This is a genomic window from Streptomyces xanthophaeus, from assembly GCF_030440515.1.
GTDB classification, from domain to species: Bacteria; Actinomycetota; Actinomycetes; order Streptomycetales; family Streptomycetaceae; genus Streptomyces; species Streptomyces kutzneri.
In genome coordinates this window covers 2,417,191-2,441,152 of the sequence record NZ_CP076543.1, presented here as the reverse complement: position 1 = coordinate 2,441,152, position 23,962 = coordinate 2,417,191, and the positions used below count along the sequence as shown (strand labels likewise).

Here is a 23,962-nt window from a genome sequence, read left to right as displayed (position 1 = left end):
GTCATGGACCGACGCACAGTGATCACCGGGATCGGCGCGGTCGCGCCGGGGGGAACAGGCATCAAGCAGTACTGGGACCTCCTGTCGACCGGTCGTACCGCGACCCGCACCATCTCCCTCTTCGACGCCTCGCCGTTCCGGTCGCAGGTGGCCGCGGAGGTCGACTTCGATCCGGCGGCCGCGGGCCTGTCCCCGCAGGAGGCGCGCCGCCTCGACCGCGCGGGACAGTTCGCGCTCGTCGCCGCCCGCGAGGCCCTCGCCGACAGCGGGTTCGACGTGAGCGGCCCCGACCCGGCGCGGACGGCCGTCAGCCTGGGCTGCGCGGTGGGCTGCACCACCTCGATGGAGACCGAGTACACGGTCCTCAGCGACGGCGGAGCCAACTGGCTGGTCGACCCCGCCTACGCCGTACCCCGCCTCTACGACCACTTCGTCCCCAGCTCGATGGCGGCCGAGCTGGCCCGCGCGGTGAACGCCCGCGGACCGGTCTCGCTCGTCTCGGACGGCTGCACATCGGGCCTGGACGCCGTGGGACACGCCGCCGACCTCATCCGCGACGGCAGCGCCGACGTCGTCGTCGCCGGCGGGACCGACGCGCCGATCTCGCCCATCACCCTCGCCTGCTTCGACGCGATCAAGGCGACCACTCCGCGCAACGACGATCCGGAGCGCGCCTCGCGGCCGTTCGACAACACCCGCAACGGCCTCGTGCTCGGCGAGGGCGCGGCCGTACTGATCCTCGAGGAGCTCGGCCACGCCCTGCGCCGCGGCGCCCGGATCTACGCCGAGGTCGCCGGTTTCGGCACGCGCAGCAACGCCTACCACATGACGGGCCTGCGTTCGGACGGCACCGAGATGGCCGAGGCGATCCGCCTCGCGCTCGCCGAGGCACGGCTCGCGCCGGACGCCGTGGACTACGTGAACGCGCACGGATCCAGCACCAAGCAGAACGACCGGCACGAGACCGCCGCCTTCAAGACGGCGCTCGGCGACCATGCCTACCGCGTGCCGGTCAGCTCGGTGAAATCCATGATCGGACACTCCCTCGGCGCGATCGGCGCCCTGGAACTCGTCGCCAGCGTGCTCGCCATGGAGCACGGACTCATCCCGCCCACCGCCAATCTGCACGAGCCGGACCCGCTGTGCGACCTGGACTACGTACCGCTGACCGCCAGGGAGGCCACCGTCGACTCGGTGCTGAGCGTGGGCAGCGGATTCGGCGGCTTCCAGAGCGCCGTGGTGCTCGCCCGTCCGGACAGGGGACTCGTATGACCGCCACCGCAACCGCCACCGCCGCGCCCGTGATCACCGGAGTGGGCGTGGCCGCGCCCACCGGACTCGGTGCGGCCGCCCACTGGGACGCCACCGTGCGCGGCCGGACCGGAATCGGCCCGATCACCCGCTTCGACGCCTCGGGTTACCCCGTACAGCTCGCCGGCGAGGTCCCCGGCTTCGTGCCCGAGGAGTACATCCCGAGCAGGCTGATCCCGCAGACCGACCACATGACCCGGCTCGCGCTCTTCGCCGCGGACGAGGCACTGCGGGACAGTGGCATCGACCTGGAGTCCTTGTCCCCGTACGCGGCGGGCGTGGCCTCCGCCGCCTCCATGGGCGGCTTCGAGTTCGGACAGCGGGAACTGCAGAACCTCTGGAGCAAGGGCGGCCAGTTCGTCAGCGCCTACCAGTCGTTCGCCTGGTTCTACGCGGTCAACACGGGCCAGATCGCCATCCGGCACGGGCTGCGCGGCCCGAGCAGCGCGGTCGTCTCCGACCAGGCGGGCGGCCTCGACGCCATCGGCCACGCCCGCCGCCAGCTGCGCAAGGGAACGCGGATGATGCTGGCCGGCGGGGTCGACGGGGCCCTGTGCCCGCTCGGCCTCGTGGGGCAGCTCAGCTCGGGTCGGCTGAGCACCGTCGGGAAACCGGCCGACGCCTACCGCCCGTTCGACGAGAAGGCCTCCGGGCACGTGCCCGGAGAGGGCGGCGCCTACGTCGTCCTGGAGAACGCCGCGGCCGCCGAGGCCCGCGGCGCCCACGTGTACGGTCGGCTGACCGGGTACGCCGCCACCTTCGACCCCGACCCCGGAGCGCCGGACGCGGACGGCCTGGAGCGCGCGGCACGCCAGGCGCTGTCCGACGCCGGCCTGGCCCCCTCGGACGTGGCTGTCGTCCTGGCCGACGCCGCCGGGGTGCCCGACGCCGACCGGGCCGAGGCGGCGGCCCTGACGGCGGTGTTCGGCCCCGGCAAGGTGCCCGTGGCCGTGCCGAAGGCGCAGACCGGACGGCTGTACGCGGGCGGCGCCGCACTCGACGTCGTCTCCGCGCTGCTGTGCCTGCGGGACGGGAGCATCCCCCCGGCCGTGTACGAACCGACCGCACCGCCGGCCGGGGCGCTCGACCTGGTCACCGGCTCCGCGCGCCCGCTGGCAGGCGACCACGCACTCGTCCTGGCCCGCGGCGAGGGCGGCTTCAACGCGGCAGCCGTCGTCTCACGGGCCGTCTGATCCGACGACAGCTCGACAGCTCGACAGCTCGACAACTCCGTACATCGACAACGACCTTCGAGAGAGGACCACCATGAGCGCGACCGAGACCGCGGCGCTGAGCCTGGACGAGTTCACCCGCATCCTGCGCGAGGCCGCCGGCGAGGACGAGGCCGTCGACCTGTCCGGCGACACCGCCGACACCCCCTTCACCGAGCTGGGCTACGACTCGCTGGCCCTGCTCGAAGTGGCCGGCCGGATCGCACGGGACTACGGGGTGTCCCTCGCCGACGAGGAACTGGACGCCGTCGAGACGCCCAGGGCCTTCGTCGACCTCGTCAACGAGGCGCTCTCCGCCCGCTGACCACCCCGCCGCACGGCCGCGCCCCCACCGGCCGTGCGGCGGGCACACGGAACGGGGCCCGGACGACAGTCGTCGTCCGGGCCCCGTTCGCGCGCGCACCGCCCAGGAGGGAGCTCAGGAGGCCGTGACCGCGCCCTCGGCGTGCGCCTTGGCCAGCAGGAGCGTGGCCGTGCTGTTCCTGCCGAGCGAGCCTCGCACCAGCCGGCGGGCGTCCTCCAGGGTCGCCTCGGGGCCGAGTACCTCCCGTACGCGCTCGGGGCGGAGCACCACCGTGTGCCAGGACGCGGCGCGGACCCCGGTGGCCGTCGGGGTGAGGGTCCAGCGGCCCGTATGGGCGGCCATCAGGGCCGGCACCTCGGTCTGCTTGTAGACGAGCCGGTCCGGCGCGAACGACACCCGCACCGACCGCGTGGTGTGGACGGACCCGTCGGGGGCCGCCGTGTCCATCTCCACGGTCTGGAGGTCCGGGCCGGGCTCGGTGAGCACGAGCCGCGAGACATGCGGAAGCCGCTCCTCCCACAGGTCCGCGCGGAGCAGGAACTCGTGGACGTCCTCCTGGGAGCCCTCGATCTCCACGGCGTCCTCGAAGGCCAGCAGCACACCGGGCTCGGCGGCGAACGTCTCGGCAGCCTGCTTCAGCGCCGCCAGCTCGGCGTCGCTGTTCGTGTCCACGGCCCGCAGCACCCAGGCGAGTGCCTCCGCGTCGTCGCCCGCCACCCGGAAGTCGTGCAGCAGGGTGACCGTGCTGCGCCCCTCACCGGCCGGCTCCACGATCCACTCGCCGCCCATCGCCTCCACGGGGTGCGAGGAGACCTCCTGGCGGAAGGACACCCGCGCACGCTCCGGCGCGAGCTCGCGGCGCGAGGTCCACGACCGCACCTCACCGTTGGCGAACGCCCAGATCTTGAGGCGCTCCTGGCGCCCGTCGCCCTCCAGCCGCTCCACGTGCACGCTCGGAGGGAAGATGTGCGGCCAGTCCTCCGCCCTGGCCACGAGCTGGTAGACGGTCTCGGCACTCGCCGCCACCTCGGTACTGTGCCGTGTCCTGTGGACAGCGGAATCCGACATCGGACTGCTCCTCTCTGTGCCCCTCACACGCGGGGTACGGGCACCGTCGTGCCGGGGACTCCGGCGGGACTGGAGAGCGGCTACAGCACTCCGGGGAGCGGGTGCTCCACGCGCCGCCGGTCGGGGCGGTCCCCCGGTCGTCGCTGCCGTGGTCCACCCACCGCTGTTTGCGACAGACGGGTGAAGCTGCGGGCCGAGCCGTCGCGGCCGTTTGCGCAGGTAGGAGTCGAGTGGCAGGTCAGGGTCCCAGCGAGGGGCCCGCCGCTCGGGCTCTCCGGCCGGCCGTCCCCCTGTTCCATTCCGTCGACATTGGGTACGACTCACAGGTAGCACCGGCTGGTAATGCCGGTGGACCCCTGACTTCCGACTTCGGCGGCGAGGTGAGTCCCCTCATGTCCGCAACACAGCCCAAGGTGACCGAGCGCGAGGCACGGCAGGTCGCGGAGGCGGCCCGGGAACAGGACTGGCGCAAACCCAGTTTCGCCAAGGAACTGTTCCTCGGACGCTTCCGGCTCGACCTGATCCACCCCCATCCGCTCCCCGCCGACGAGGACGTCCGGCGGGGCGAGGCCTTCCTGGCCCGGCTGCGGGAGTTCTGCGAGACCCGCATCGACGGGGCGCTCATCGAACGCGAGGCGAAGATCCCCGACGAGACCGTGCGCGGTCTCAAGGAGCTCGGCGCCCTCGGCATGAAGATCGACCCCAAGTACGGCGGCCTCGGTCTCACCCAGGTCTACTACAACAAGGCGCTGGCCCTCGTCGGCTCGGTGAGCCCGGCCATCGGGGCCCTGCTCTCCGCCCACCAGTCGATCGGCGTGCCCCAGCCGCTGAAGATGTTCGGCACGCAGGAGCAGAAGGACGCCTACCTGCCCCGCTGCGCCACCACCGCCATCAGCGCCTTCCTGCTCACCGAGCCCGACGTGGGGTCCGACCCGGCGCGCCTGGCCACCACGGCGGTCCCGGACGGGGACGACGCGTACGTGCTGGACGGCGTGAAGCTGTGGACGACCAACGGGGTCGTCGCGGACCTGCTCGTCGTGATGGCCCGCGTCCCGAAGTCCGAGAACCACCGCGGCGGGATCACCGCCTTCGTCGTCGAGGCGGACTCGCCGGGGATCACCGTCGAGCACCGCAACGCCTTCATGGGCCTGCGCGGCCTGGAGAACGGCGTGACCCGCTTCCACCGCGTCCGGGTCCCCGCCGCCCAGCGCATCGGCGCCGAGGGCGCCGGGCTCAAGATCGCCCTGACCACGCTCAACACCGGCCGGCTGTCCCTGCCCGCCATGTGCGTCGGCGCCGGGAAGTGGTGCCTGAAGATCGCCCGCGAGTGGTCCGGCGTACGCGAGCAGTGGGGCCGGCCGGTCGCGCGGCACGAGGCCGTCGGCGCCAAGATCTCCTTCATCGCCGCCACCACCTTCGCCCTCGAAGCGGTCGTGGACCTCGCCTCCCAGATGGCCGACGAGGACCGCAACGACATCCGCATCGAGGCCGCCCTCGCCAAGCTCTACGGCTCCGAGATGGCCTGCCTGATGGCCGACGAACTGGTCCAGATCCGCGGCGGGCGCGGCTTCGAGACCGCCGAATCCCTGGCCGCCCGCGGCGAGCGCGCCGTCCCCGCCGAGCAGATGCTCCGCGACCTGCGCATCAACCGGATCTTCGAGGGCTCCACCGAGATCATGCACCTGCTGATCGCCCGCGAGGCCGTCGACGCCCACCTCTCGGTGGCGGGCGACCTCATCGACCCGGAGAAGGCACTCGGCGACAAGGCGAAGGCCGGAGCCCGCGCCGCCGGGTTCTACGCCCGCTGGCTGCCCAAGCTCGCCACCGGCCCCGGCCAGGTCCCCGGCACCTACCGCGCCTTCCACCCGAACGGCCACCCCGACCTCTCCACCCACCTGCGCTACGTGGAACGCAGCGCCCGCAAACTCGCCCGCTCGACCTTCTACGCCATGTCCCGCTGGCAGGGCCGGATGGAGACCAAACAGGGCTTCCTCGGCCGGATCGTCGACATCGGCGCCGAGCTCTTCGCCATGAGCGCGGCCTGCGTCCGCGCCGAGCACCTGCGCGCCACCGGCGCCCACGGCCGCGAGGCCTACCAGCTGGCCGACGCCTTCTGCGAGCAGTCCCGGCTGCGCGTGGAGGAACTCTTCGGCCGGCTCTGGTCCAACACCGACGACCTCGACCGCAAGGTGGTCGCGGGCGTCCTGTCCGGCACCTACGCATGGCTGGAGGAGGGCGTCCTCGACCCCTCCGGCGAGGGCCCCTGGATCGCGGACGCGACGCCCGGACCCTCGACACAGAAAAACGTGCACCGCCCCATCCGCTGACCTGCGATCATCGCCGGACGTCGGACAGACGTACGAGGATGAGTACGAGTACTGGTACGCGTACGAGCACAGCGCGAGGCGGACGAGAACGATGCCGACGGCCGAGGAAGACCGCACCAGCCGACGGCTGGCCTGGTGCGTGGCGCACCTGCTGCGCCACGCACCGGACCACGTCGTCACCGACATGATCGGCAGGCTCGACGAGCCCACCCGCAAATACCTGTGCCGGGACGAGTGGCTGTCGGCCTCGACCGTCACCCTGCTGCTGCGCCACGGCGGCGCGGCCGACCGGACCTTCATCGCGCGCAACCCCCGGGTCGTGGGCCGGCCGCTGCCCGGCCTGCCCGGACCCGCCCGCTACGCCCGCCGCCGCACCCCGCCCGAACTCCTGCCGGTGCTCCGCGCCGAGCTCGGCAGGGACCCCGGCGAGGAACCGCTCGGCGCGGCCGAGCTGGCCGGCCTGCTGCGCCGGCACGGCAGGCGCGGGCCGAGGGTCCCGCTGGACATCCTGGCGCTGCGGTACCGGCAGGACCCGGAGCTGCTGCTCGCCGAGCACCTGCGCGAGCCGCTGCCGGCCGGCGCGGTCGAGGCCCTGCTGCTCGTCGCGGACCTTCCCCTGGAGACCGTCCACGCGTTCCTGGCAGCCCCGGCGGCGCCACCGGACGGGCGCTCCTGGCACCGGCCTCCCCTCCGCGCCGTGCGGATGGGAGGGGTCACGCACGAGGAACTCGTCACCCACGTCGCCCCCGCGCACCGGACCCTGCTGCTCGCCCGCCTCCCCGACACCCGCGGCCTGCGCTGGACCCTGCCCGAACAGGCCGGCATGCAGACGGCCGTCCTGAGGGCCCTGCGCCCGCTGGGGGACGATCCCCGGCTGTGGGCGGAGCTGCTGAGGCACGCCCCCGGCCACCCGGGCCCGCTGCCCGCGCTGGTCGCGGCGCTGGTCGACGGCACCGTGCCCGAGGCGGCCGACGCGGGTGAGCCCGGCCCCGACCTCGTCCGCGCGGTGCGCCACCTGTCCCCGACGGCCGTCGAGCCCTACGGGGGCGTGGAGCGCGAGCTGGCCCTGACGAGCCTCGCCGTGCCGATGGACAGCGTCGCGGAGGACATCCGCTGGGTGCGCGACTGCATCGACCGTGGCCTGCTCACCGGCCATGACGTGATCCGGCACAAGCTGCCGGCCTGCTGGGCCCTCGATCAGGACCACTGGCTCGGCGACGTGGACCATCCCGACCGGCACGACCGCCCCGCGGCCGTCCTCGCCTCCCACGCCGAGGCCGGCCACCTGCTGGCCCTGGCCCTCGACGAGGACCCCGAAGCCTGGTGGAGAGTGGCCCGGACGCTCCCGGAGTTCGCCGGAACGCTCCCGCACCTGCTTCTGCGGGTAACGGAAGGGGGCTCCGTGTCCGGCCGCTCATGACTTGCGGCAACAATGGGGGCATGAGCGACCGCCCAGCCCCCCTCGCCGATCCGCACCTCCTCTTCGATCCTGCGGCCGGCCTCCGGGACATCGTCATCCTCGGGTCCACCGGGTCCATCGGGACCCAGGCCATCGACCTCGCCCTGCGCAACCCGGACCGGTTCAGGGTCACCGCGCTGTCCGCCGCCGGCGGGCGGGTGGAGCTGCTGGCCGAGCAGGCCCACCTGCTGCGGGTCAAGACCGTGGCCGTCGCCCGCGAGGACGTCGTACCGGCCCTGAAAGAGGCGCTGAGCGCCCGGTACGGGGCGTCCGAGCCGCTGCCCGAGATCCTGGCCGGTCCGGACGCCGCAGCCGAACTCGCCGCCTCCGAGTGCCACACCGTCCTCAACGGCATCACCGGTTCCATCGGCCTCGCGCCGACCCTCGCCGCACTGCGGGCGGGCCGGACCCTGGCCCTGGCCAACAAGGAGTCGCTGATCGTCGGCGGCCCGCTGGTCAAGGCCCTCGCGAAGCCCGGCCAGATCATCCCGGTCGACTCCGAGCACGCGGCGCTCTTCCAGGCGCTCGCCGCCGGCACCCGGGCCGACGTCCGCAAGCTCGTGGTGACCGCCTCCGGCGGGCCCTTCCGCGGCCGCACCCGCGCCGAGCTGGCGAGCGTGACCGTCCAGGACGCGCTCGCGCACCCCACCTGGGCCATGGGCCCGGTGATCACCGTGAACTCCGCGACCCTGGTCAACAAGGGGCTGGAGGTCATCGAGGCGCACCTGCTCTACGACATCCCCTTCGACCGCATCGAGGTCGTGGTCCATCCGCAGTCCTACGTGCACTCGATGGTGGAGTTCACCGACGGCTCCACGCTCGCGCAGGCCACCCCGCCGGACATGCGCGGCCCGATCGCGATCGGCCTCGGCTGGCCCGAGCGGATCCCGGACGCGGCCCCCGCCTTCGACTGGACCAAGGCCTCCACCTGGGAGTTCTTCCCGCTGGACACCGAGGCCTTCCCGTCGGTGGGCCTCGCCCGGCACGTGGGCACCCTCGGCGGCACCGCCCCGGCCGTGTTCAACGCGGCCAACGAGGAGTGCGTGGAAGCATTCCTGGCAGGTCGGCTGCCGTTCACAGCAATCATGGATACGGTCTCTGCCGTGGTCGATGAGCACGGGACACCTGAGTCGGGAACCTCCCTGACGGTCCAGGACGTCCTTGAAGCGGAGGCCTGGGCCAGGGCCCGGGCGCGGGAGATGGCGGCACGGGCCGCCGTGGAGGCGCGCGCATGACACTACTGATGACGGTGCTCGGGGTCGTGATCTTCGCGGTCGGCCTGCTGGTCTCCATCGCCTGGCACGAGCTGGGGCACCTCTCCACGGCCAAGATCTTCGGCATTCGCGTGCCGCAGTACATGGTGGGCTTCGGGCCGACCATCTGGTCGCGGAGGAAGGGCGAGACCGAGTACGGGATCAAGGCCATCCCGATGGGCGGCTACATCCGCATGATCGGGATGTTCCCGCCCGGCGAGGACGGCAAGATCACCGCCCGTTCCACCTCGCCGTTCCGGTCGATGATCGAGGACGCGCGCTCGGCCGCGTACGAGGAGCTCCAGCCCGGGGACGACAGCCGGCTCTTCTACACGCGCAAGCCGTGGAAGCGCGTGATCGTGATGTTCGCCGGGCCGTTCATGAACCTGATCCTGGCCGTGGCGATCTTCCTCACGACCCTGATGACCTTCGGGCTCAACACCCAGACCACCTCGGTCGCCACCGTCTCGGACTGCGTCGTCCAGCAGAGCGTCAAGCGCGAAAAGTGCCTGCCCACCGACCCGCCCGCCCCCGCCAAGGCCGCGGGCCTGAAGGCGGGCGACAAGATCGTCGCCTTCAACGGCCGGCCGGTCGGTGACTGGTCCGTCCTGCAGAAGAACATCCGCGCCACCGTCGGCCCCGCCACGATCACCGTGGAGCGGGCGGGAGAGCGGATGGACCTCAAGGCGAACCTGATCGAGAACAAGGTCGCCAAGACGGACGGCAACGGCAGGTACGTCAAGGACGAGTACGTCACCGCGGGCTTCCTCGGCTTCGCCCCCGCCTCCGGCTACGTCCCGCAGTCCTTCGGCCAGTCCGTCGACCGCATGGGCGAGATGATGGAGGCCGGCGTCCAGTCGCTGGTCCAGCTCCCGACCAAGGTCCCCGACCTGTGGAACGCGGCCTTCAACGGGGCCGAGCGCAAGCAGGACAGCCCGATGGGCGTCGTCGGCGCGGCGCGGGTCAGCGGTGAGATCTTCACCCTCGACATCCCCGCCCAGCACCAGCTGGTCTTCTTCCTCAACCTGCTGGCCGGCTTCAACCTCTCGCTGTTCCTGTTCAACATGCTGCCGCTGCTCCCGCTCGACGGCGGGCACATCGCCGGCGCCCTGTGGGAATCGTTCCGGCGCACCCTGGCACGGATCTTCCGGCGCCCCGACCCCGGCCCGTTCGACGTGGCGAAGCTGATGCCCGTCGCGTACGTGGTCGCGGGTCTGTTCATCTGCTTCACCCTGCTGGTGATGGTGGCGGACGTGGTCAACCCGATCAAGATCACCTAGTTTACGGGGCTCTGCCCCAGCGTCACGGGAGCCGGGCACGGATCGTGCCCGGCTCCCTACGTTCGGGTGGCGCACCCCTCGGATGCACGGGCCGCGCCTTGGTTGGCGTAATCTCGAAGCCTGGAGCCCGCCGATCTCGGGACCTTGATCCACACCTTGGGGTTGCACAGCAGATGACTGCCATCTCTCTCGGAATGCCGGCCGTGCCGACGAAGCTTGCCGACCGCAGGGTCAGCCGCAAGATCCAGGTCGGCAAGGTGGCCGTCGGCGGCGACGCACAGATCTCCGTGCAGTCGATGACCACCACCAGGACCTCCGACATCGGGGCGACGCTCCAGCAGATCGCCGAGCTCACCGCCTCCGGCTGCGACATCGTCCGCGTGGCGTGCCCGACGCAGGACGACGCCGACGCGCTCGCCGTGATCGCCAAGAAGTCGCAGATCCCGGTCATCGCCGACATCCACTTCCAGCCGAAGTACGTGTTCGCCGCGATCGACGCCGGCTGCGCCGCGGTCCGCGTGAACCCGGGCAACATCAAGCAGTTCGACGACAAGGTCAAGGAGATCGCGAAGGCCGCGAACGAGACGCGCACGCCGATCCGCATCGGTGTGAACGCCGGCTCCCTCGACGCCCGACTGCTGAAGAAGTACGGCAAGGCCACCCCCGAGGCGCTCGTCGAGTCCGCGCTGTGGGAAGCCTCCCTCTTCGAGGAGCACGGCTTCGGCGACATCAAGATCTCGGTCAAGCACAACGACCCGGTCGTCATGGTCAACGCCTACCGCCAGCTCGCCGCCGCCTGCGACTACCCGCTGCACCTGGGCGTCACTGAGGCCGGCCCCGCCTTCCAGGGCACGATCAAGTCCGCCGTCGCCTTCGGCGCACTGCTCTCCGAGGGCATCGGCGACACCATCCGCGTCTCCCTCTCCGCCCCGCCGGCGGAGGAGGTCAAGGTCGGCATCCAGATCCTGGAGTCGCTGAACCTCAAGCCGCGCCGCCTGGAGATCGTCTCCTGCCCGTCCTGCGGCCGCGCCCAGGTCGACGTCTACAAGCTGGCCGAGGAGGTCACGGCGGGCCTGGAGGGCATGGAGGTCCCGCTGCGCGTCGCGGTCATGGGCTGCGTCGTCAACGGCCCCGGCGAGGCCCGTGAGGCCGACCTCGGCGTCGCCTCCGGCAACGGCAAGGGCCAGATCTTCGTGAAGGGCGAGGTCATCAAGACCGTCCCCGAGTCGAAGATCGTGGAGACCCTCATCGAAGAGGCCATGAAGATCGCGGCGCAGATGGAGGCGGACGGCGTGATGAGCGGCGAGCCCACCGTCGCCATCGGCGTCTGATCCTCCGGGCCCGGACCGGGTCCCGTCGTCAGTGGCCCCGGCACCGTTCCCGCAGTTCGGGGGCGGTCCGGGGCTCTTTCGTGACCTCGGACGCGGCATCCCCGGGCCCCGCCGGGTACAGTGCGGAGATCAGCAGACTTGCATGGTGAGGCCCCAGTGTTGACGCAGACCACCACCCGGGTCCTTGAGCCCAGTGATCTCGACGCCGCGATGGACATCCTCGGACGCGAGCCGGTCGAGAACGCCTTCGTCACCTCCCGGGTCCAGGTCGCCGGACTCGACCCCTGGCGCCTGGGCGGCGAGATGTGGGGCTGGTACGCCGACGGCGAGCTCCGCTCGCTCTGCTACGCGGGCGCCAACCTGGTCCCCGTCTGCGCCGGACCCGACGCCGTACGCGCCTTCGCCGACCGGGCCCGCCGCACCGGCCGCCGCTGCTCCTCCATCGTCGGCCCCGCCGGGTCCACCCGGCTGCTGTGGCAGCTCCTGGAGCCCAGCTGGGGACCCGCCCGCGAGGTCCGCTCGCACCAGCCGCTCATGGTCATCGAGCGCCCGTCCACCACGGTCGAGTCCGACCCGCGGGTCCGCCGGATCCGCAAGGACGAGATGGACCTGATCATGCCCGCCTGCGTGGCCATGTTCACCGAGGAGGTCGGCATCTCGCCGATGGCCGGTGACGGCGGGCTGCTCTACCAGGCCCGCGTCGCCGAGCTCGTCGCCAGTGGCCGTTCCTTCGCCCGCGTCGACGACGGCAAGGTCGTCTTCAAGGCCGAGATCGGCGCCGCCACCGCCCGCGCCTGCCAGATCCAGGGCGTGTGGGTGGACCCCGACTTCCGGGGCCAGGGCCACTCGGAGACCGGGATGGCCGCCGTCGTCGAGTACGCGCTGCGCGACGTCGCTCCCGTGGTCAGCCTCTACGTGAACGACTTCAACACCGCAGCCCGGGCGGCCTACCGCCGCGTGGGCTTCCGCGAGGTCGGCGCGTTCATGAGCGTGCTCTTCTGACGCCCGGTTCCGACACCCGGTCCCGGCACCCGGTTCCGGCACCCGGCCGCACCTGATCCGAAAGGCCGGCCACGGACCCCGGCTATGGCATTCCGGCAGCCCCGTACCGCGAAGTAAGGTCGCCGCATGCTGCCTTCCGGAGTCCGCATCGGTCCCCTCGACCTCGCCGCCCGCGTGGACGAGGCCCTGCGCGTGCAGGCCGTCGCCTTCGGCCTCAGCGAGGAGGAGGTCGGCATCCGGCGCTACATCGTCCAGCGCCACATGACCTGCCGCGGCGCCCGCGCCCTCGGGGCGTTCGCCGAGGACGGAGCGCTCACCGGATTCGTGTACGGGATGCCGAACGACCGCACCCACTGGTGGTCCACCATCGTCGAGCCCTACCTGCGGGCCGGCGGGCACGAGGACTGGCTCGACGGCTCCTTCGTGATCACCGAGCTGCACGTCCACCCCGGCTTCCAGGGCCACGGCGTCGGCCGCGCCCTCATCACCGGCATCACCGACGACGCCGCCGAGCCCCGCTCGATCCTCTCCGCCATCGACACCGAGAGCCCCGCCCGCGGCCTCTACCGGGCCCTCGGCTACACCGACCTCGCCCGCCAGGTCCACTTCCCGAGCGCGAGCCTGCCGTACGCCGTCATGGGCGCCACCCTGCCGCTGAGCAGGCCCTGAAACCGGTACCGCGCGCCGCCGGGCCCCCGGTAATCTCCCGACATGTCTACGCAACACGTGCAGCGCATGTCCCGCCTCATGGCCAAGACCCTCCGCGAGGACCCGGCCGACGCCGAAACCCTCAGCCACCGGCTCCTGGTCCGCGCCGGCTACGTCCGGCGCAGCTCGGCCGGGGTCTGGACCTGGCTGCCGCTCGGCAAGAGGGTCCTGGACAACGTCTCGCGCGTCGTCCGCGAGGAGATGGACGCGATCGGGGCCCAGGAGGTGCTGCTCCCGGCCCTGTTGCCGAAGGAGCCGTACGAGGTCAGCGGGCGCTGGTCGGAGTACGGGGACCTGCTGTTCCGGCTCAAGGACCGCAAGGGGGCGGACTACCTGCTCGGGCCGACGCACGAGGAGATCTTCACCCTCGTGGTGAAGGACCAGTGCACCTCCTACAAGGACCTGCCGGTCATGCTGTACCAGATCCAGACCAAGTACCGCGACGAGGCACGGCCCCGGTCCGGGGTGCTGCGCGGGCGCGAGTTCCAGATGAAGGACTCGTACTCCTTCGACGTGTCCGACGAAGGCCTCGAGGAGTCCTACCGGCTCCACCGCGAGGCGTACGTCCGCATCTTCGAGCGGCTCGGCCTGGACCACCGGATCGTGTCGGCCGTCTCGGGCGCGATGGGCGGCTCGGCGTCGGAGGAGTTCCTGGCCCCGGCCGAGGCGGGCGAGGACACCTTCGTGGACTGCCCGTCCTGCGACTACGCGGCGAACACGGAGGCCGTGACCTTCGCCCTGGCTCCCGTGACCGCCGAGCACCTGCCGCTGGAGGAGGTGGACACCCCGGACACCCCGACGATCGAGACCCTGGCCGCGCACCTGGGCGTACCCGCCTCGGCGACGCTGAAGAACCTCCTGGTCAAGGTCGACGGCGAGATCACGGCCGTGGGCGTGCCGGGGGACCGGGAGGTGGACCTCGGCAAGCTGGGCGAGCACCTCGCCCCGGCGGTGGTGGAGTTGGTGACGGCCGAGGACTTCGAAGGCCGCCCGGACCTGGTACGCGGCTACGTGGGCCCGCAGGGTCTGGAGAAGGTCCGCTACCTGGCCGACCCCCGTGTCGCGCCCGGCACTTCGTGGGTCACGGGGGCCAACCGGGCGGACACGCACGCCCGGAACGTGGTCTGCGGACGGGACTTCGAGGTCGACCGGTACCTGGACGTGGTGGTCGTGGAGCCGGGCGACCCCTGCCCGTCCTGCGGGGCGGGGCTGAAGCTCGACCGGGCCATCGAGATCGGGCACATCTTCCAGCTGGGCCGCAAGTACGCCGACGCCTTCGGGCTGGACGTGCTCGGCCGCGAGGGCAAGCCGGTCCGGGTCACGATGGGTTCGTACGGCATCGGCGTCTCGCGTGCGGTGGCGGCGCTGGCCGAGCAGACGGCGGACGAGCGCGGCCTGTGCTGGCCCGCGGCGGTGGCCCCGGCCGACGTCCACGTGGTGGCGGCGGGCAAGGCGGTGCCGCTGGCGCTGGCGGAGGAGGCGGCGACGGCCCTGGCCGCGGCGGGTCTGCGGGTGCTGCTGGACGACCGCCCGGGCCTGTCGCCCGGCGTGAAGCTCACGGACGCGGAACTGATCGGCGTCCCGTGGATCCTGGTGGCGGGCCGCCGCTCGGCCGACGGGGTGGTCGAACTCCAGCACCGCGCGTCGGGCACCCGCGAGGAACTCCCCCTGGCGCAAGCCCTGTCCCGCCTGACGTCGTAGCGCCTACTGCGGCCCGCCTCCCGGGGCTCCGCCCCGGAAGCCGCGCCTCAGACGCCGGCGGGGCTGGATATGTCCGGCCGGACCGGCATGGAGCCGGCGGGCCGGGTCGCGCGGAGCGCAGTTTCAGCCCCGCCGGCGTTTGAGGCGCGGGTCCGGGCAGAGCCCGGGAAACCGCGGGGTGGGGAGAGGGCTCCGCGCAGCGCTACTCGCGCAGCCCCTCCCGCTCCTCCTCCGGCGGTCGCGCGTCCAGCATCAGGCCGTCCACCGGGCCCTCCAGCGCGTCCGGAGCCAAGGCTGCGTCGAGCGCGTCGACGTCCGCATCCGCGACCTCGGCCGGCCCGGGGCCTTCGGAAGCCGGGCCGGCCGGGGCCGGTTCCTCCCGCGCGGGAGCCGCCGCGGGCGGAGGGGCCGAGCGCTCGAGGAAGCGCAACAGCTCCACCGGGAACGGCAGCACCAGCGTGGAGTTCTTCTCGGCGGCGACCGCCACGATCGTGTGGAGCAGACGCAACTGCAACGCCGCCGGCTGCTCCGACATGACCTCCGCCGCCTCGGCGAGCTTGTGCGAGGCCTGCAGCTCCGCGTCCGCGTTGATCACGCGCGCCCGGCGCTCCCGGTCCGCCTCCGCCTGCCGGGCCATCGACCGCTTCATCGTCTCCGGCAGCGAGACGTCCTTGATCTCGACCCGGTCGATCTGCACGCCCCAGCCCACCGCCGGGCTGTCGATCATCAGCTCCAGGCCCTGGTTGAGCATCTCCCGGTTCGACAGCAGATCGTCCAGGTCCGACTTTCCGATGATCGACCTGAGCGAGGTCTGCGCCATCTGCGAGACGGCGAAGCGGTAGTCCTCCACCGCCACGATCGCGCTCGCCGGGTCGACGACCTTGAAGTACACGACCGCGTCCACCCGCACCGTGACGTTGTCCCGGGTGATGCCCTCCTGGGCGGGCACCGGCAGCGTCACGATCTGCATGTTCACCTTACGGAGCCGCTCCACGAAGGGCACGATCGTCGTGAAGCCGGGCCCGCGGACCTCCTCGCGCAGCCTGCCGAAGCGGAAGACCAGGCCCCGCTCGTACTGCTTCACCACCCGGGCGGCGGCGCCCACGTAGACCGCGACACCCACACCCGTGGCGATGGCCGCTGTCAGCAGTTCTTCGACCATGACGGCCCCCTGCCGGACATACCTCGATATCTACGGTATGCCCTACAACCAGGCGGCGAACTCCAGCAGCAGTTCCGCGTCTCGCCGGCGCCCGGCGGCCAGGGCGCGGTTGCCCGACTCCACCGCCCGGAACAGCGTCCAGCCCCGCAGCCGCTCCCGGTCCACCTCCAGCGCGTCCGCCAGCTTGTTCACCCGGCGCCGGGCCCCCGCCGCCCCCGCCGAGGAGGCCACCTGGTCCTCCAGCCGGTCCCGGACCAGCCGTGCCAGGTCGTACGCCCGCTCGCCGACCAGCGGATCGGGGCCCACCGTCAGCCACGGAGCCCGTTCGCCCGCCAGCACCTTGCCCTGCCGGAAGTTCCCGTGCAGCAGCAGTTCCTCCGGCGGGGCCGCCACCAGCTCCGCCCGCATCGCCAGCGCGGTGTCCGCCAGGTCCCGGGTCTCTGCCGGGGCCGCCCGCAGCGCCTCCGACTGCCACGCGGTGCGCTCCGCCACCGTCTCCCACCCGTGCCCGGCCGGCGGCGCCACCCACAGCCTGCGCAGCGTGCCGCTCGCCTCCAGCAGGGCCTTCGCCTCCGGCAGGGACCGCAGCGACACCTCCGGGTGCAGCCGCTCCAGCAGCAGCGCCCCGTCGTCGTCGTGATGCCGCGTGTCGAGGACCCGTACCGCCCCGAAACCGCCCCAGTGGGCCAGCGCGGCCAGCTCGCGGTCGGGCCGGGCGTGCGGGGGAGCCAGCTTCAGTGCGGCCGGGGTCCCGTCGGCGTACGTGACGAGGACCACCAGACTGCTGCGGCCTCCCGGGGCCTGCACCCGCCGGGCCTCCACCCCGCGCCGGGACAGCGCGGCCTCGGTGAGTCGGGGCAACTGCCCCAGCCAGTCCTTGTCCTGCGCCGTCTCCGGCATCTCGCCGAGCGCCCGTACAAGCCGCTGCGGCGGTTCGAAAGCCATGCGTGCGTGGTCCCTTTCAGCTGTGCTGGGCCCGTTGCGCCTCGTCAGCGCGTTCCGTGAGCCCAGGGAAGGCTACGCCGACACCACGCCAGCGTGCCGCGCGCACTGCCGCCGCGCTCAGCGCGTCGGCCGCCTCGCGGCGCAGCGGACCCTCCGCCGCGCGCACCAGATCGGAGTACGCGCCGGCCACCCGGTCCTCGATCTCGGCGGCCAGCCGCCCGGCGTCGGCCGGGGTGCGCACCTCGAACGGCAGGGCGTACGCGGCCTCCGAGGGGCGCGGCGCGCCGCCCAGCTCCCGTACGGTCCGGGCGAGCGCGTCGCGCCGCGCGAGGTGGCCGCCGTACGCCTCCCGGGCCTGCTTGGCGCGGTCGCCGGTGGACCGGGCGCCGATCACCCCGTAGCCGTACGCGGCCGCGTGTTCGGCCGCGAGCGCGGCCTGGGCGGCCTCCAGGGCCCGGCCGGCGGGCGAGGGTTCGGGCTTCACGAGGTGGCTCCGGGGTTCGAGGTCAGCAGGTACGCGTGTACGGCGCCGCAGGCGGCCACCGAGGCCAGCAGCCGGGCCAGCTCCCCGGGGGCCCCGGCCAGGTCGATGGTCCGGGATTCGGACAGGCTCCGCTCGGCGTCCGCGAGTGCGGTCAGGGCCTCGGCGGGTGCCGGCGGCACCGGCTCGCCGCTCGCCGCGGGCGCGGCGGCACCCGTACCGCCGGACCCGGACGGGGAGGGGGACGGCGGGGCCGAAGGGGTGAGGGACAGGGCCGCGGTGTGGGCGGCGACGGCGGCGCGCAGCGGAGCGAGCCGCGCGGACAGGGCCGGGTGGGCGGCCGCCGTGGCGTCGTAACGTTCCAGCAGTCGCGTACTGTCACGGACGGCGCTCTCCCGCATCCGCCGTTCGAGTGGAATCGTGAGGGCGGCGTCGGTCGCGCGCCCGCCGGAGCACCCGGTCAGCAGCGCGGCACCGGCCGCACCGGCCGTACCGGCGAGCAGGCTCCTGCGCGAGGGTCGCGAAGGCAGAGTCCAGGGCACGGCGACGTCCTCCGGGTGATGACGGGGCTGATGGCGGGGCAGGGTGTGATCACGGTACCCGGGGCCCTGTCCACAGGGCGGACGGCAACACCCTCCGACACCGGATACCCTTTGACCTGACACACGACGGAAATCACAACAGCACACGCGGCCGAGGAGTCACCCGGATGAGCACCACCCAGAGCGACAGGCTGCGCGGACTGCTGGAGCCGCTCGTCGCCGCCAAGGGCCTGGACCTCGAAGAGATCGAGATGTCGCGGGCGGGCAAGCGCCGGATGCTGCGGATCATCGTGGACTCCGACGAGGGCGTGGAGCTGGACGCGTGTGCGGAGCTGAGTCGCGAGGTCTCCGACAAGCTCGACGAAACCGATGTGATGGGTGAGGACGAGTACGTCCTCGAAGTCAGCTCGCCGGGCGCCGACCGCCCGCTGACCGACCACCGTCACTACGTACGGGCCATCGGCCGCCTCGTGAAGTTCCAGCTGGCAGAGGGCGGGGAACTCGTCGCCCGCATCCTCGAGGCCGACGACGAGGGCCTGGACCTCGAAGTACCGGGCGTGAAGGGCCGCAAGGCGACCGCCCGGCGCATCGCATTCACCGACATCGCCAAGGCGCGTGTCGAGATCGAGTTCAACCGCAAGGACAAGAAGGAAGAGGAGGCGTAGCCGTGGACATCGACATGAGTGCCCTGCGGGGTCTGGTCCGGGAGAAGGAGATCTCCTTCGACCTGCTCGTCGAAGCGATCGAGTCGGCCCTCCTCATCGCGTACCACCGGACCGAGGGGAGCTTCCGCCGCGCTCGCGTCGTGCTGGACCGCACCAACGGTCACGTGGTCGTGTGGGCGACGGAAGACCCGAGAGATCTCGAAGAGGGCCAGGAGCCCAAGGAGTTCGACGACACCCCGTCGGACTTCGGCCGGATCGCCGCGACGACCGCCAAGCAGGTGATCCTGCAGCGTCTGCGTGACGCCGAGGACGACCTGACCTTCGGCGAGTTCGCCGGCCGTGAGGGCGACGTCATCACCGGCGTCGTCCAGCAGGGCAAGGACCCCAAGAACGTCCTCGTCGACATCGGCAAGCTGGAGGCCATCCTGCCGGTGCAGGAGCAGGTCCCCGGCGAGGAGTACACGCACGGTCTGCGCCTGAAGGCGTACGTCGTGCGGGTGGCGAAGGGTGTCCGCGGTCCGTCCGTGACCCTCTCGCGCACCCACCCCAACCTCGTGAAGAAGCTCTTCTCGCTGGAGGTCCCGGAGATCGCCGACGGCAGCGTCGAGATCTCTGCGATCGCCCGTGAGGCCGGTCACCGCACCAAGATCGCCGTCCGGTCCACCCGTTCGGGCCTGAACCCCAAGGGCGCCTGCATCGGCCCGATGGGCAGCCGCGTGCGCAACGTGATGGCCGAACTGCACGGCGAGAAGATCGACATCGTCGACTGGTCGGACGACCCGGCGGAGATGGTCGCGAACGCGCTGTCACCCGCCCGGGTGAGCAAGGTCGAGGTCGTCGACTGGGATTCCCGGTCCGCGCGGGTGACCGTGCCGGACTACCAGCTGTCGCTGGCCATCGGCAAGGAGGGCCAGAACGCCCGCCTCGCCGCGCGGCTCACCGGCTGGCGCATCGACATCCGTCCCGACACCGAGGCGTCCCCGGACGCCGACCGGGACCGGGGCGGGGAATAAACCGGTACCGTCCGGGCTTCCCCGGACGGTAGACAGGGTGCACGGCCGCTGCTCCGGCAGCGGATATCAAGACAACACGACAGCCGTTCGATCTTTCCCCCGCGACTTGCAGGGAGAGAGGTCGGTGCGGGGAGGTAGACTTAGGCGTGTCTGGCCGGACGCAAGCCCGCGCATGCCCCGAACGCACCTGTGTGGGGTGTCGGGAGCGAGCGGCCAAGAACGATCTGCTGCGCGTCGTGGCGGACGGGGACGCATGCGTTCCCGATCCACGCGGTACGCGGCCGGGACGGGGTGCTTATGTGCACCCCGCCGCGGTCTGCCTCGACCAGGCGATTCGCCGCCGAGCGTTCCCCCGGGCCCTTCGGTCCGCCGGAGCGCTCGACACGGAGAACCTGCGCAAAGCCGTGGCCGGTGAGGCCGGGCACACCGTAAGAGAAGTAGTACGGCACGGATAACCGTGCGGTCAGGTACCTCGCGAGTTGGAAGTAGGTCGAGATTGCGATGAGCACTCGATGAGTACGCGATGAGTACGCCCATGAAGTAGCGACGGTCCGGCGTAACCCGGACCTAAAAGGAGCGAAGTGGCTAAGGTCCGGGTATACGAACTCGCCAAGGAGTTCGGAGTTGAGAGCAAGGTCGTCATGGCCAAGCTCCAGGAACTCGGTGAGTTCGTCCGTTCGGCGTCCTCGACGATCGAGGCGCCGGTTGTACGCAAGTTGACCGACGCGCTGCAGGGCCCCGGCGGCAACGCCGGCAAGTCCGCCGCGAAGCCGGGTGCGCCCCGCAAGGCCGCGCCCGCCAAGCCCGGGGTCCCGACCCCGGGTGCCGCTGCACGTCCCGCTGCGCCGAAGCCCGGCGCACCGGCCCCCAAGCCGGTCGTCGCGGAGGCTCCGGCCGCCGCAGCGCCCGCCCCGGTGACTCCGGCCGCCTCCGGCCCGCGTCCCGGCCCGAAGGCTCCGGCCGCCCCGAAGCCCGCTCCGGCGGCGCCCGTGGCGACCGAGTTCTCCGCGCCTCCGGCGGCCCCCGCCGCCCCGGCGCGCACCGAGCGTCCCGCCGCGGCTCCCGGCCCCCGTCCGGCGCAGCAGCGTCCGGCCCAGGGTCAGGGTGGCCAGGCCGGTGCCCGTCCCGGCGCCCCGCGCCCGGCCGGCGCCACTCCCGGTGCCCAGACGCAGCGTCCCGCCGGAGCCCCCGGCTCCCAGGCGCCGCGTCCGCAGGGTGCCCGTCCGGCGGGTCCCCGCCCGGGCAACAACCCCTTCACCTCCGGCGGCTCCACCGGCATGGCGCGCCCCCAGGCGCCCCGTCCGGCCGGCGCGCCCCGTCCCGGTGCCCCCGGCGCCGGTGGCGGCCAGGGTGCTCCCCGCCCGCAGGGTGGTCCCGGCGGCGCTCCGCGTCCGCAGGGTCCCGGCGGCGCCCGTCCGACCCCGGGCGGCATGCCGCGTCCGCAGGGCGGCGCCCCGCGTCCCGGCGGTGCTCCCGGTGGTAACCGTCCGAACCCGGGCATGATGCCGCAGCGTCCCGCTGCCGGCGGTCCCGGTCCCCGTCCCGGTGGCGGCCCCGGTGGCCGTGGTCCCGGTGCGGGCGGCGCAGGCCGTCCCGGCGGTGCCGGTCGTCCCGCGGGCGGCGGCTTCGCCGGCCGTCCGGCCGGTCCGGGCTCGCGTCCCGGCGGCGGTGGCGGCTTCGGCGGCCCGCGTCCCGGTGGCGGCGGCTTCGGCGGCGGTCCGGCGGGTGCCGGTGGCGGCGGTCGTCCCGGCTTCGGTGGTCGTCCCGGTGGTCCCGGTGCCCGTGGTGGCACGCAGGGCGCCTTCGGCCGTCCCGGTGGTCCGGCCCGTCGTGGTCGCAAGTCCAAGCGTCAGAGGCGCCAGGAGTACGAGGCCATGCAGGCCCCGTCCGTCGGCGGCGTGATGCTGCCGCGCGGTGGCGGCGAGACCGTGCGCCTGTCGCGCGGTGCCTCCCTCACCGACTTCGCGGAGAAGATCAACGCCAACCCGGCGTCGCTCGTCGCCGTGATGATGAACCTCGGCGAGATGGTCACTGCCACGCAGTCCGTCTCCGACGAGACGCTCGAAATGCTGGCCGGCGAGATGAACTACGTCGTCCAGATCGTCAGCCCGGAGGAAGAGGACCGCGAGCTCCTCGAGGGCTTCGACATCGAGTTCGGCGAGGACGAGGGCGGCGAGGAATACCTCATGCCGCGTCCGCCGGTCGTGACCGTCATGGGTCACGTCGACCACGGTAAGACCCGACTGCTCGACGCCATCCGCAAGACGAACGTCGTTGCGGGCGAGGCCGGCGGCATCACGCAGCACATCGGTGCGTACCAGGTCTCCACCGAGGTCAACGACGAAGAGCGTCGCATCACCTTCATCGACACCCCGGGTCACGAGGCGTTCACCGCCATGCGTGCCCGTGGTGCGAAGTCGACCGACATCGCGATCCTCGTGGTCGCGGCCAACGACGGCGTCATGCCGCAGACGATCGAGGCGCTCAACCACGCCAAGGCCGCCGGCGTCCCGATCGTCGTCGCGGTCAACAAGATCGACGTCGAAGGTGCCGACCCGGTCAAGGTGCGCGGTCAGCTCACCGAGTTCGGTCTGGTCGCCGAGGAGTACGGCGGCGACACGATGTTCGTCGACATCTCCGCCAAGCAGGGTCTGCACATCGACTCCCTGCTCGAGGCCGTCGTCCTCACCGCCGACGCCTCGCTCGACCTCCGCGCCAACCCGGAGCAGGACGCTCAGGGTATTGCGATCGAGTCCCACCTCGACCGCGGCCGCGGTGCCGTTGCCACCGTCCTCGTCCAGCGCGGTACCCTCCGCGTCGGCGACACGATGGTCGTGGGCGACGCCTACGGCCGTGTGCGCGCCATGCTCGACGACAAGGGCAACAACGTCGAGGAAGCGGGTCCGTCGACCCCCGTCCTGGTCCTGGGTCTCACCAACGTCCCCGGCGCCGGCGACAACTTCCTCGTCGTGGACGAGGACCGTACGGCCCGTCAGATCGCCGAGAAGCGTGCTGCGCGTGAGCGCAACGCCAACTTCGCCAAGCGCGTCCGTCGCGTGTCCCTCGAGGACCTCGACTCCGTGCTCAAGGCCGGTCTGGTCCAGGAACTCAACCTCATCATCAAGGGCGACGCGTCCGGTGCGGTCGAGGCTCTCGAGTCCTCGCTGCTCCAGCTCGACGTCGGTGAAGAGGTCGACATCCGGGTCCTGCACCGCGGTGTGGGTGCGGTCACCGAGTCCGACATCTCGCTGGCGATGGGCTCCGACGCCATCGTCATCGGTTACAACGTCCGTGCGGCCGGCCGTGCCGCGCAGATGGCGGACCGCGAGGGCGTCGACGTTCGCTACTACTCGGTGATCTACCAGGCCATCGAGGAGATCGAGGCGGCCCTGAAGGGTCTCCTCAAGCCGGAGTACGAAGAGGTCGAGCTCGGTACGGCGGAGGTCCGCGAGATCTTCCGCTCGTCCAAGCTGGGCAACATCGCCGGTGTCCTCATCCGGTCCGGCGAGGTCAAGCGCAACACCAAGGCGCGGCTCCTGCGCGATGGCAAGGTCATCGCCGAGAACCTCACCATCTCCGGTCTGCGCCGCTTCAAGGACGACGTCACCGAGATCCGCGAGGGCTTCGAGGGTGGTATCAACCTCGGTTCCTTCAACGACATCAAGATCGACGACGTCATCGCGACGTACGAGATGCGCGAGAAGCCGCGCGCGTAAGCGCGAGGCACATCGCACCGTGTCGTAGCTCGTAACACCGGGGCCGGTCGGCGGAATATCCGTCGATCGGCCCCGGCCGTTGCGTGTACGGTTCTGGTGACCCTGCCGAGCGACGGCCGGCAGGCCACCGAACCCGCACCGGCGGGATATCCGGAACTGCATGTACGTGGGGACTCTGTCCTTCGATCTGCTCCTCGGCGACGTTCACTCGCTGAAGGAGAAACGCTCCGTGGTCCGGCCCATCGTGGCCGAGCTCCAACGCAAGTTCTCCGTGAGCGCGGCTGAAGTGGGCGACCAGGACCTGCACCGCAGGGCCCGGCTCGGGGTCGCTCTGGTGAGTGGGGACGCGGGGTTCCTCTCGGACGTACTCGACCGCTGCGAGCGGCTGGTCGCGGCACGTCCGGAAGTGGAGCTGCTGTCCGTACGACGGCGCCTCCACGGTGATGAAGACTGATAGCAAGA

21 protein-coding genes are annotated in these 23,962 nt (G+C 72.1%); 16 read left to right on the top strand and 5 right to left on the bottom strand.

From position 1 onward, the window contains the following. Positions 1–3: 3 nt before the first annotated feature. From KO717_RS10225 to KO717_RS10215, 3 genes are all read left to right on the top strand, one after another. Positions 4–1,272 carry a beta-ketoacyl-[acyl-carrier-protein] synthase family protein gene (locus tag KO717_RS10225; protein ID WP_301366120.1) on the top strand — a complete coding sequence of 423 codons (1,269 nt, stop codon included), beginning with the start codon at positions 4–6 and terminating at the stop codon, positions 1,270–1,272. Beyond that, positions 1,269–2,504: a ketosynthase chain-length factor gene (locus KO717_RS10220; protein ID WP_301366118.1), complete on the top strand. Its 1,236-nt coding sequence runs from the start codon at positions 1,269–1,271 to the stop codon at positions 2,502–2,504. Before KO717_RS10225 ends, KO717_RS10220 begins: the two co-directional genes overlap by 4 nt. 73 nt (positions 2,505–2,577) lie before the next feature. Continuing rightward, entirely contained in the window at positions 2,578–2,847 is a 270-nt protein-coding gene (locus KO717_RS10215; protein WP_301366116.1) for an acyl carrier protein, read from the top strand. A gap of 114 nt (positions 2,848–2,961) precedes the next feature. Here the strand turns inward: KO717_RS10215 and KO717_RS10210 are convergent, their stop codons facing one another. Further along, on the bottom strand, positions 2,962–3,915 hold the full coding sequence (locus tag KO717_RS10210; RefSeq protein ID WP_301366114.1) for an aromatase/cyclase: 954 nt from the start codon (positions 3,913–3,915) through the stop codon (positions 2,962–2,964). 392 nt (positions 3,916–4,307) lie between these two features. On the opposite strand from KO717_RS10210, the gene KO717_RS10205 reads away from it, so the two are divergent. From KO717_RS10205 to KO717_RS10170, 8 genes are all read left to right on the top strand, one after another. Next, entirely contained in the window at positions 4,308–6,242 is a 1,935-nt protein-coding gene (locus KO717_RS10205; protein ID WP_301366113.1) for an acyl-CoA dehydrogenase family protein, read from the top strand. Between the two features lie 91 nt (positions 6,243–6,333). Then, on the top strand, positions 6,334–7,662 hold the full coding sequence (locus tag KO717_RS10200; protein WP_301366111.1) for a hypothetical protein: 1,329 nt from the start codon (positions 6,334–6,336) through the stop codon (positions 7,660–7,662). 20 nt (positions 7,663–7,682) lie between these two features. Further along, positions 7,683–8,936, top strand: a complete 1,254-nt coding sequence (gene dxr, locus KO717_RS10195; RefSeq protein WP_301366109.1) for a 1-deoxy-D-xylulose-5-phosphate reductoisomerase — start codon at positions 7,683–7,685, stop codon at positions 8,934–8,936. Continuing rightward, positions 8,933–10,234 carry a M50 family metallopeptidase gene (locus KO717_RS10190; protein ID WP_301366108.1) on the top strand — a complete coding sequence of 434 codons (1,302 nt, stop codon included), beginning with the start codon at positions 8,933–8,935 and terminating at the stop codon, positions 10,232–10,234. Before dxr ends, KO717_RS10190 begins: the two co-directional genes overlap by 4 nt. Before the next feature lie 173 nt (positions 10,235–10,407). Then, on the top strand, positions 10,408–11,565 hold the full coding sequence (gene ispG / locus KO717_RS10185; protein ID WP_202199471.1) for a flavodoxin-dependent (E)-4-hydroxy-3-methylbut-2-enyl-diphosphate synthase: 1,158 nt from the start codon (positions 10,408–10,410) through the stop codon (positions 11,563–11,565). A gap of 159 nt (positions 11,566–11,724) precedes the next feature. Further along, positions 11,725–12,567, top strand: a complete 843-nt coding sequence (locus tag KO717_RS10180) for a GNAT family N-acetyltransferase (RefSeq protein WP_301366106.1) — start codon at positions 11,725–11,727, stop codon at positions 12,565–12,567. Positions 12,568–12,693: 126 nt separating this feature from the next. Beyond that, positions 12,694–13,236 carry a GNAT family N-acetyltransferase gene (locus tag KO717_RS10175; RefSeq protein WP_301366104.1) on the top strand — a complete coding sequence of 181 codons (543 nt, stop codon included), beginning with the start codon at positions 12,694–12,696 and terminating at the stop codon, positions 13,234–13,236. A gap of 42 nt (positions 13,237–13,278) precedes the next feature. Continuing rightward, positions 13,279–14,976: a proline--tRNA ligase gene (locus tag KO717_RS10170; protein WP_301366102.1), complete on the top strand. Its 1,698-nt coding sequence runs from the start codon at positions 13,279–13,281 to the stop codon at positions 14,974–14,976. A gap of 202 nt (positions 14,977–15,178) precedes the next feature. Here the strand turns inward: KO717_RS10170 and KO717_RS10165 are convergent, their stop codons facing one another. The 4 genes from KO717_RS10165 to KO717_RS10150 are packed head-to-tail and all read right to left on the bottom strand — an operon-like array spanning position 15,179 to position 18,106. Then, on the bottom strand, positions 15,179–16,138 hold the full coding sequence (locus KO717_RS10165) for a slipin family protein (protein ID WP_301366101.1): 960 nt from the start codon (positions 16,136–16,138) through the stop codon (positions 15,179–15,181). A 42-nt stretch (positions 16,139–16,180) separates the two neighbouring features. Next, positions 16,181–17,083 carry an aminoglycoside phosphotransferase family protein gene (locus KO717_RS10160; protein WP_301366099.1) on the bottom strand — a complete coding sequence of 301 codons (903 nt, stop codon included), beginning with the start codon at positions 17,081–17,083 and terminating at the stop codon, positions 16,181–16,183. A gap of 16 nt (positions 17,084–17,099) precedes the next feature. Beyond that, positions 17,100–17,567 (bottom strand): ferritin-like domain-containing protein, encoded by a 468-nt coding sequence (locus KO717_RS10155; RefSeq protein WP_301366097.1) that lies wholly within the window; start codon positions 17,565–17,567, stop codon positions 17,100–17,102. Further along, positions 17,564–18,106: a hypothetical protein gene (locus KO717_RS10150; protein ID WP_301366096.1), complete on the bottom strand. Its 543-nt coding sequence runs from the start codon at positions 18,104–18,106 to the stop codon at positions 17,564–17,566. Before KO717_RS10150 ends, KO717_RS10155 begins: the two co-directional genes overlap by 4 nt. A 167-nt stretch (positions 18,107–18,273) precedes the next feature. On the opposite strand from KO717_RS10150, the gene rimP reads away from it, so the two are divergent. The 5 genes from rimP to KO717_RS10125 all read left to right on the top strand — a co-directional run bounded on the left by rimP (position 18,274) and on the right by KO717_RS10125 (position 23,954). Next, entirely contained in the window at positions 18,274–18,771 is a 498-nt protein-coding gene (rimP, locus tag KO717_RS10145; protein WP_301366095.1) for a ribosome maturation factor RimP, read from the top strand. Positions 18,772–18,773: 2 nt separating this feature from the next. Then, a complete protein-coding gene (gene nusA, locus KO717_RS10140) occupies positions 18,774–19,784 on the top strand; it encodes a transcription termination factor NusA (RefSeq protein ID WP_189745712.1) in 1,011 nt (336 codons plus the stop codon). 146 nt (positions 19,785–19,930) lie between these two features. Next, positions 19,931–20,239, top strand: a complete 309-nt coding sequence (locus KO717_RS10135; protein ID WP_301366092.1) for a YlxR family protein — start codon at positions 19,931–19,933, stop codon at positions 20,237–20,239. 126 nt (positions 20,240–20,365) lie between these two features. Further along, the gene (gene infB, locus KO717_RS10130) at positions 20,366–23,500 is read left to right on the top strand and encodes a translation initiation factor IF-2 (protein ID WP_301366090.1); all 3,135 of its coding nucleotides are present in this window, start codon (positions 20,366–20,368) and stop codon (positions 23,498–23,500) included. Between the two features lie 160 nt (positions 23,501–23,660). Beyond that, a complete protein-coding gene (locus KO717_RS10125; RefSeq protein WP_030011580.1) occupies positions 23,661–23,954 on the top strand; it encodes a DUF503 domain-containing protein in 294 nt (97 codons plus the stop codon). Positions 23,955–23,962 lie beyond the last annotated feature (8 nt).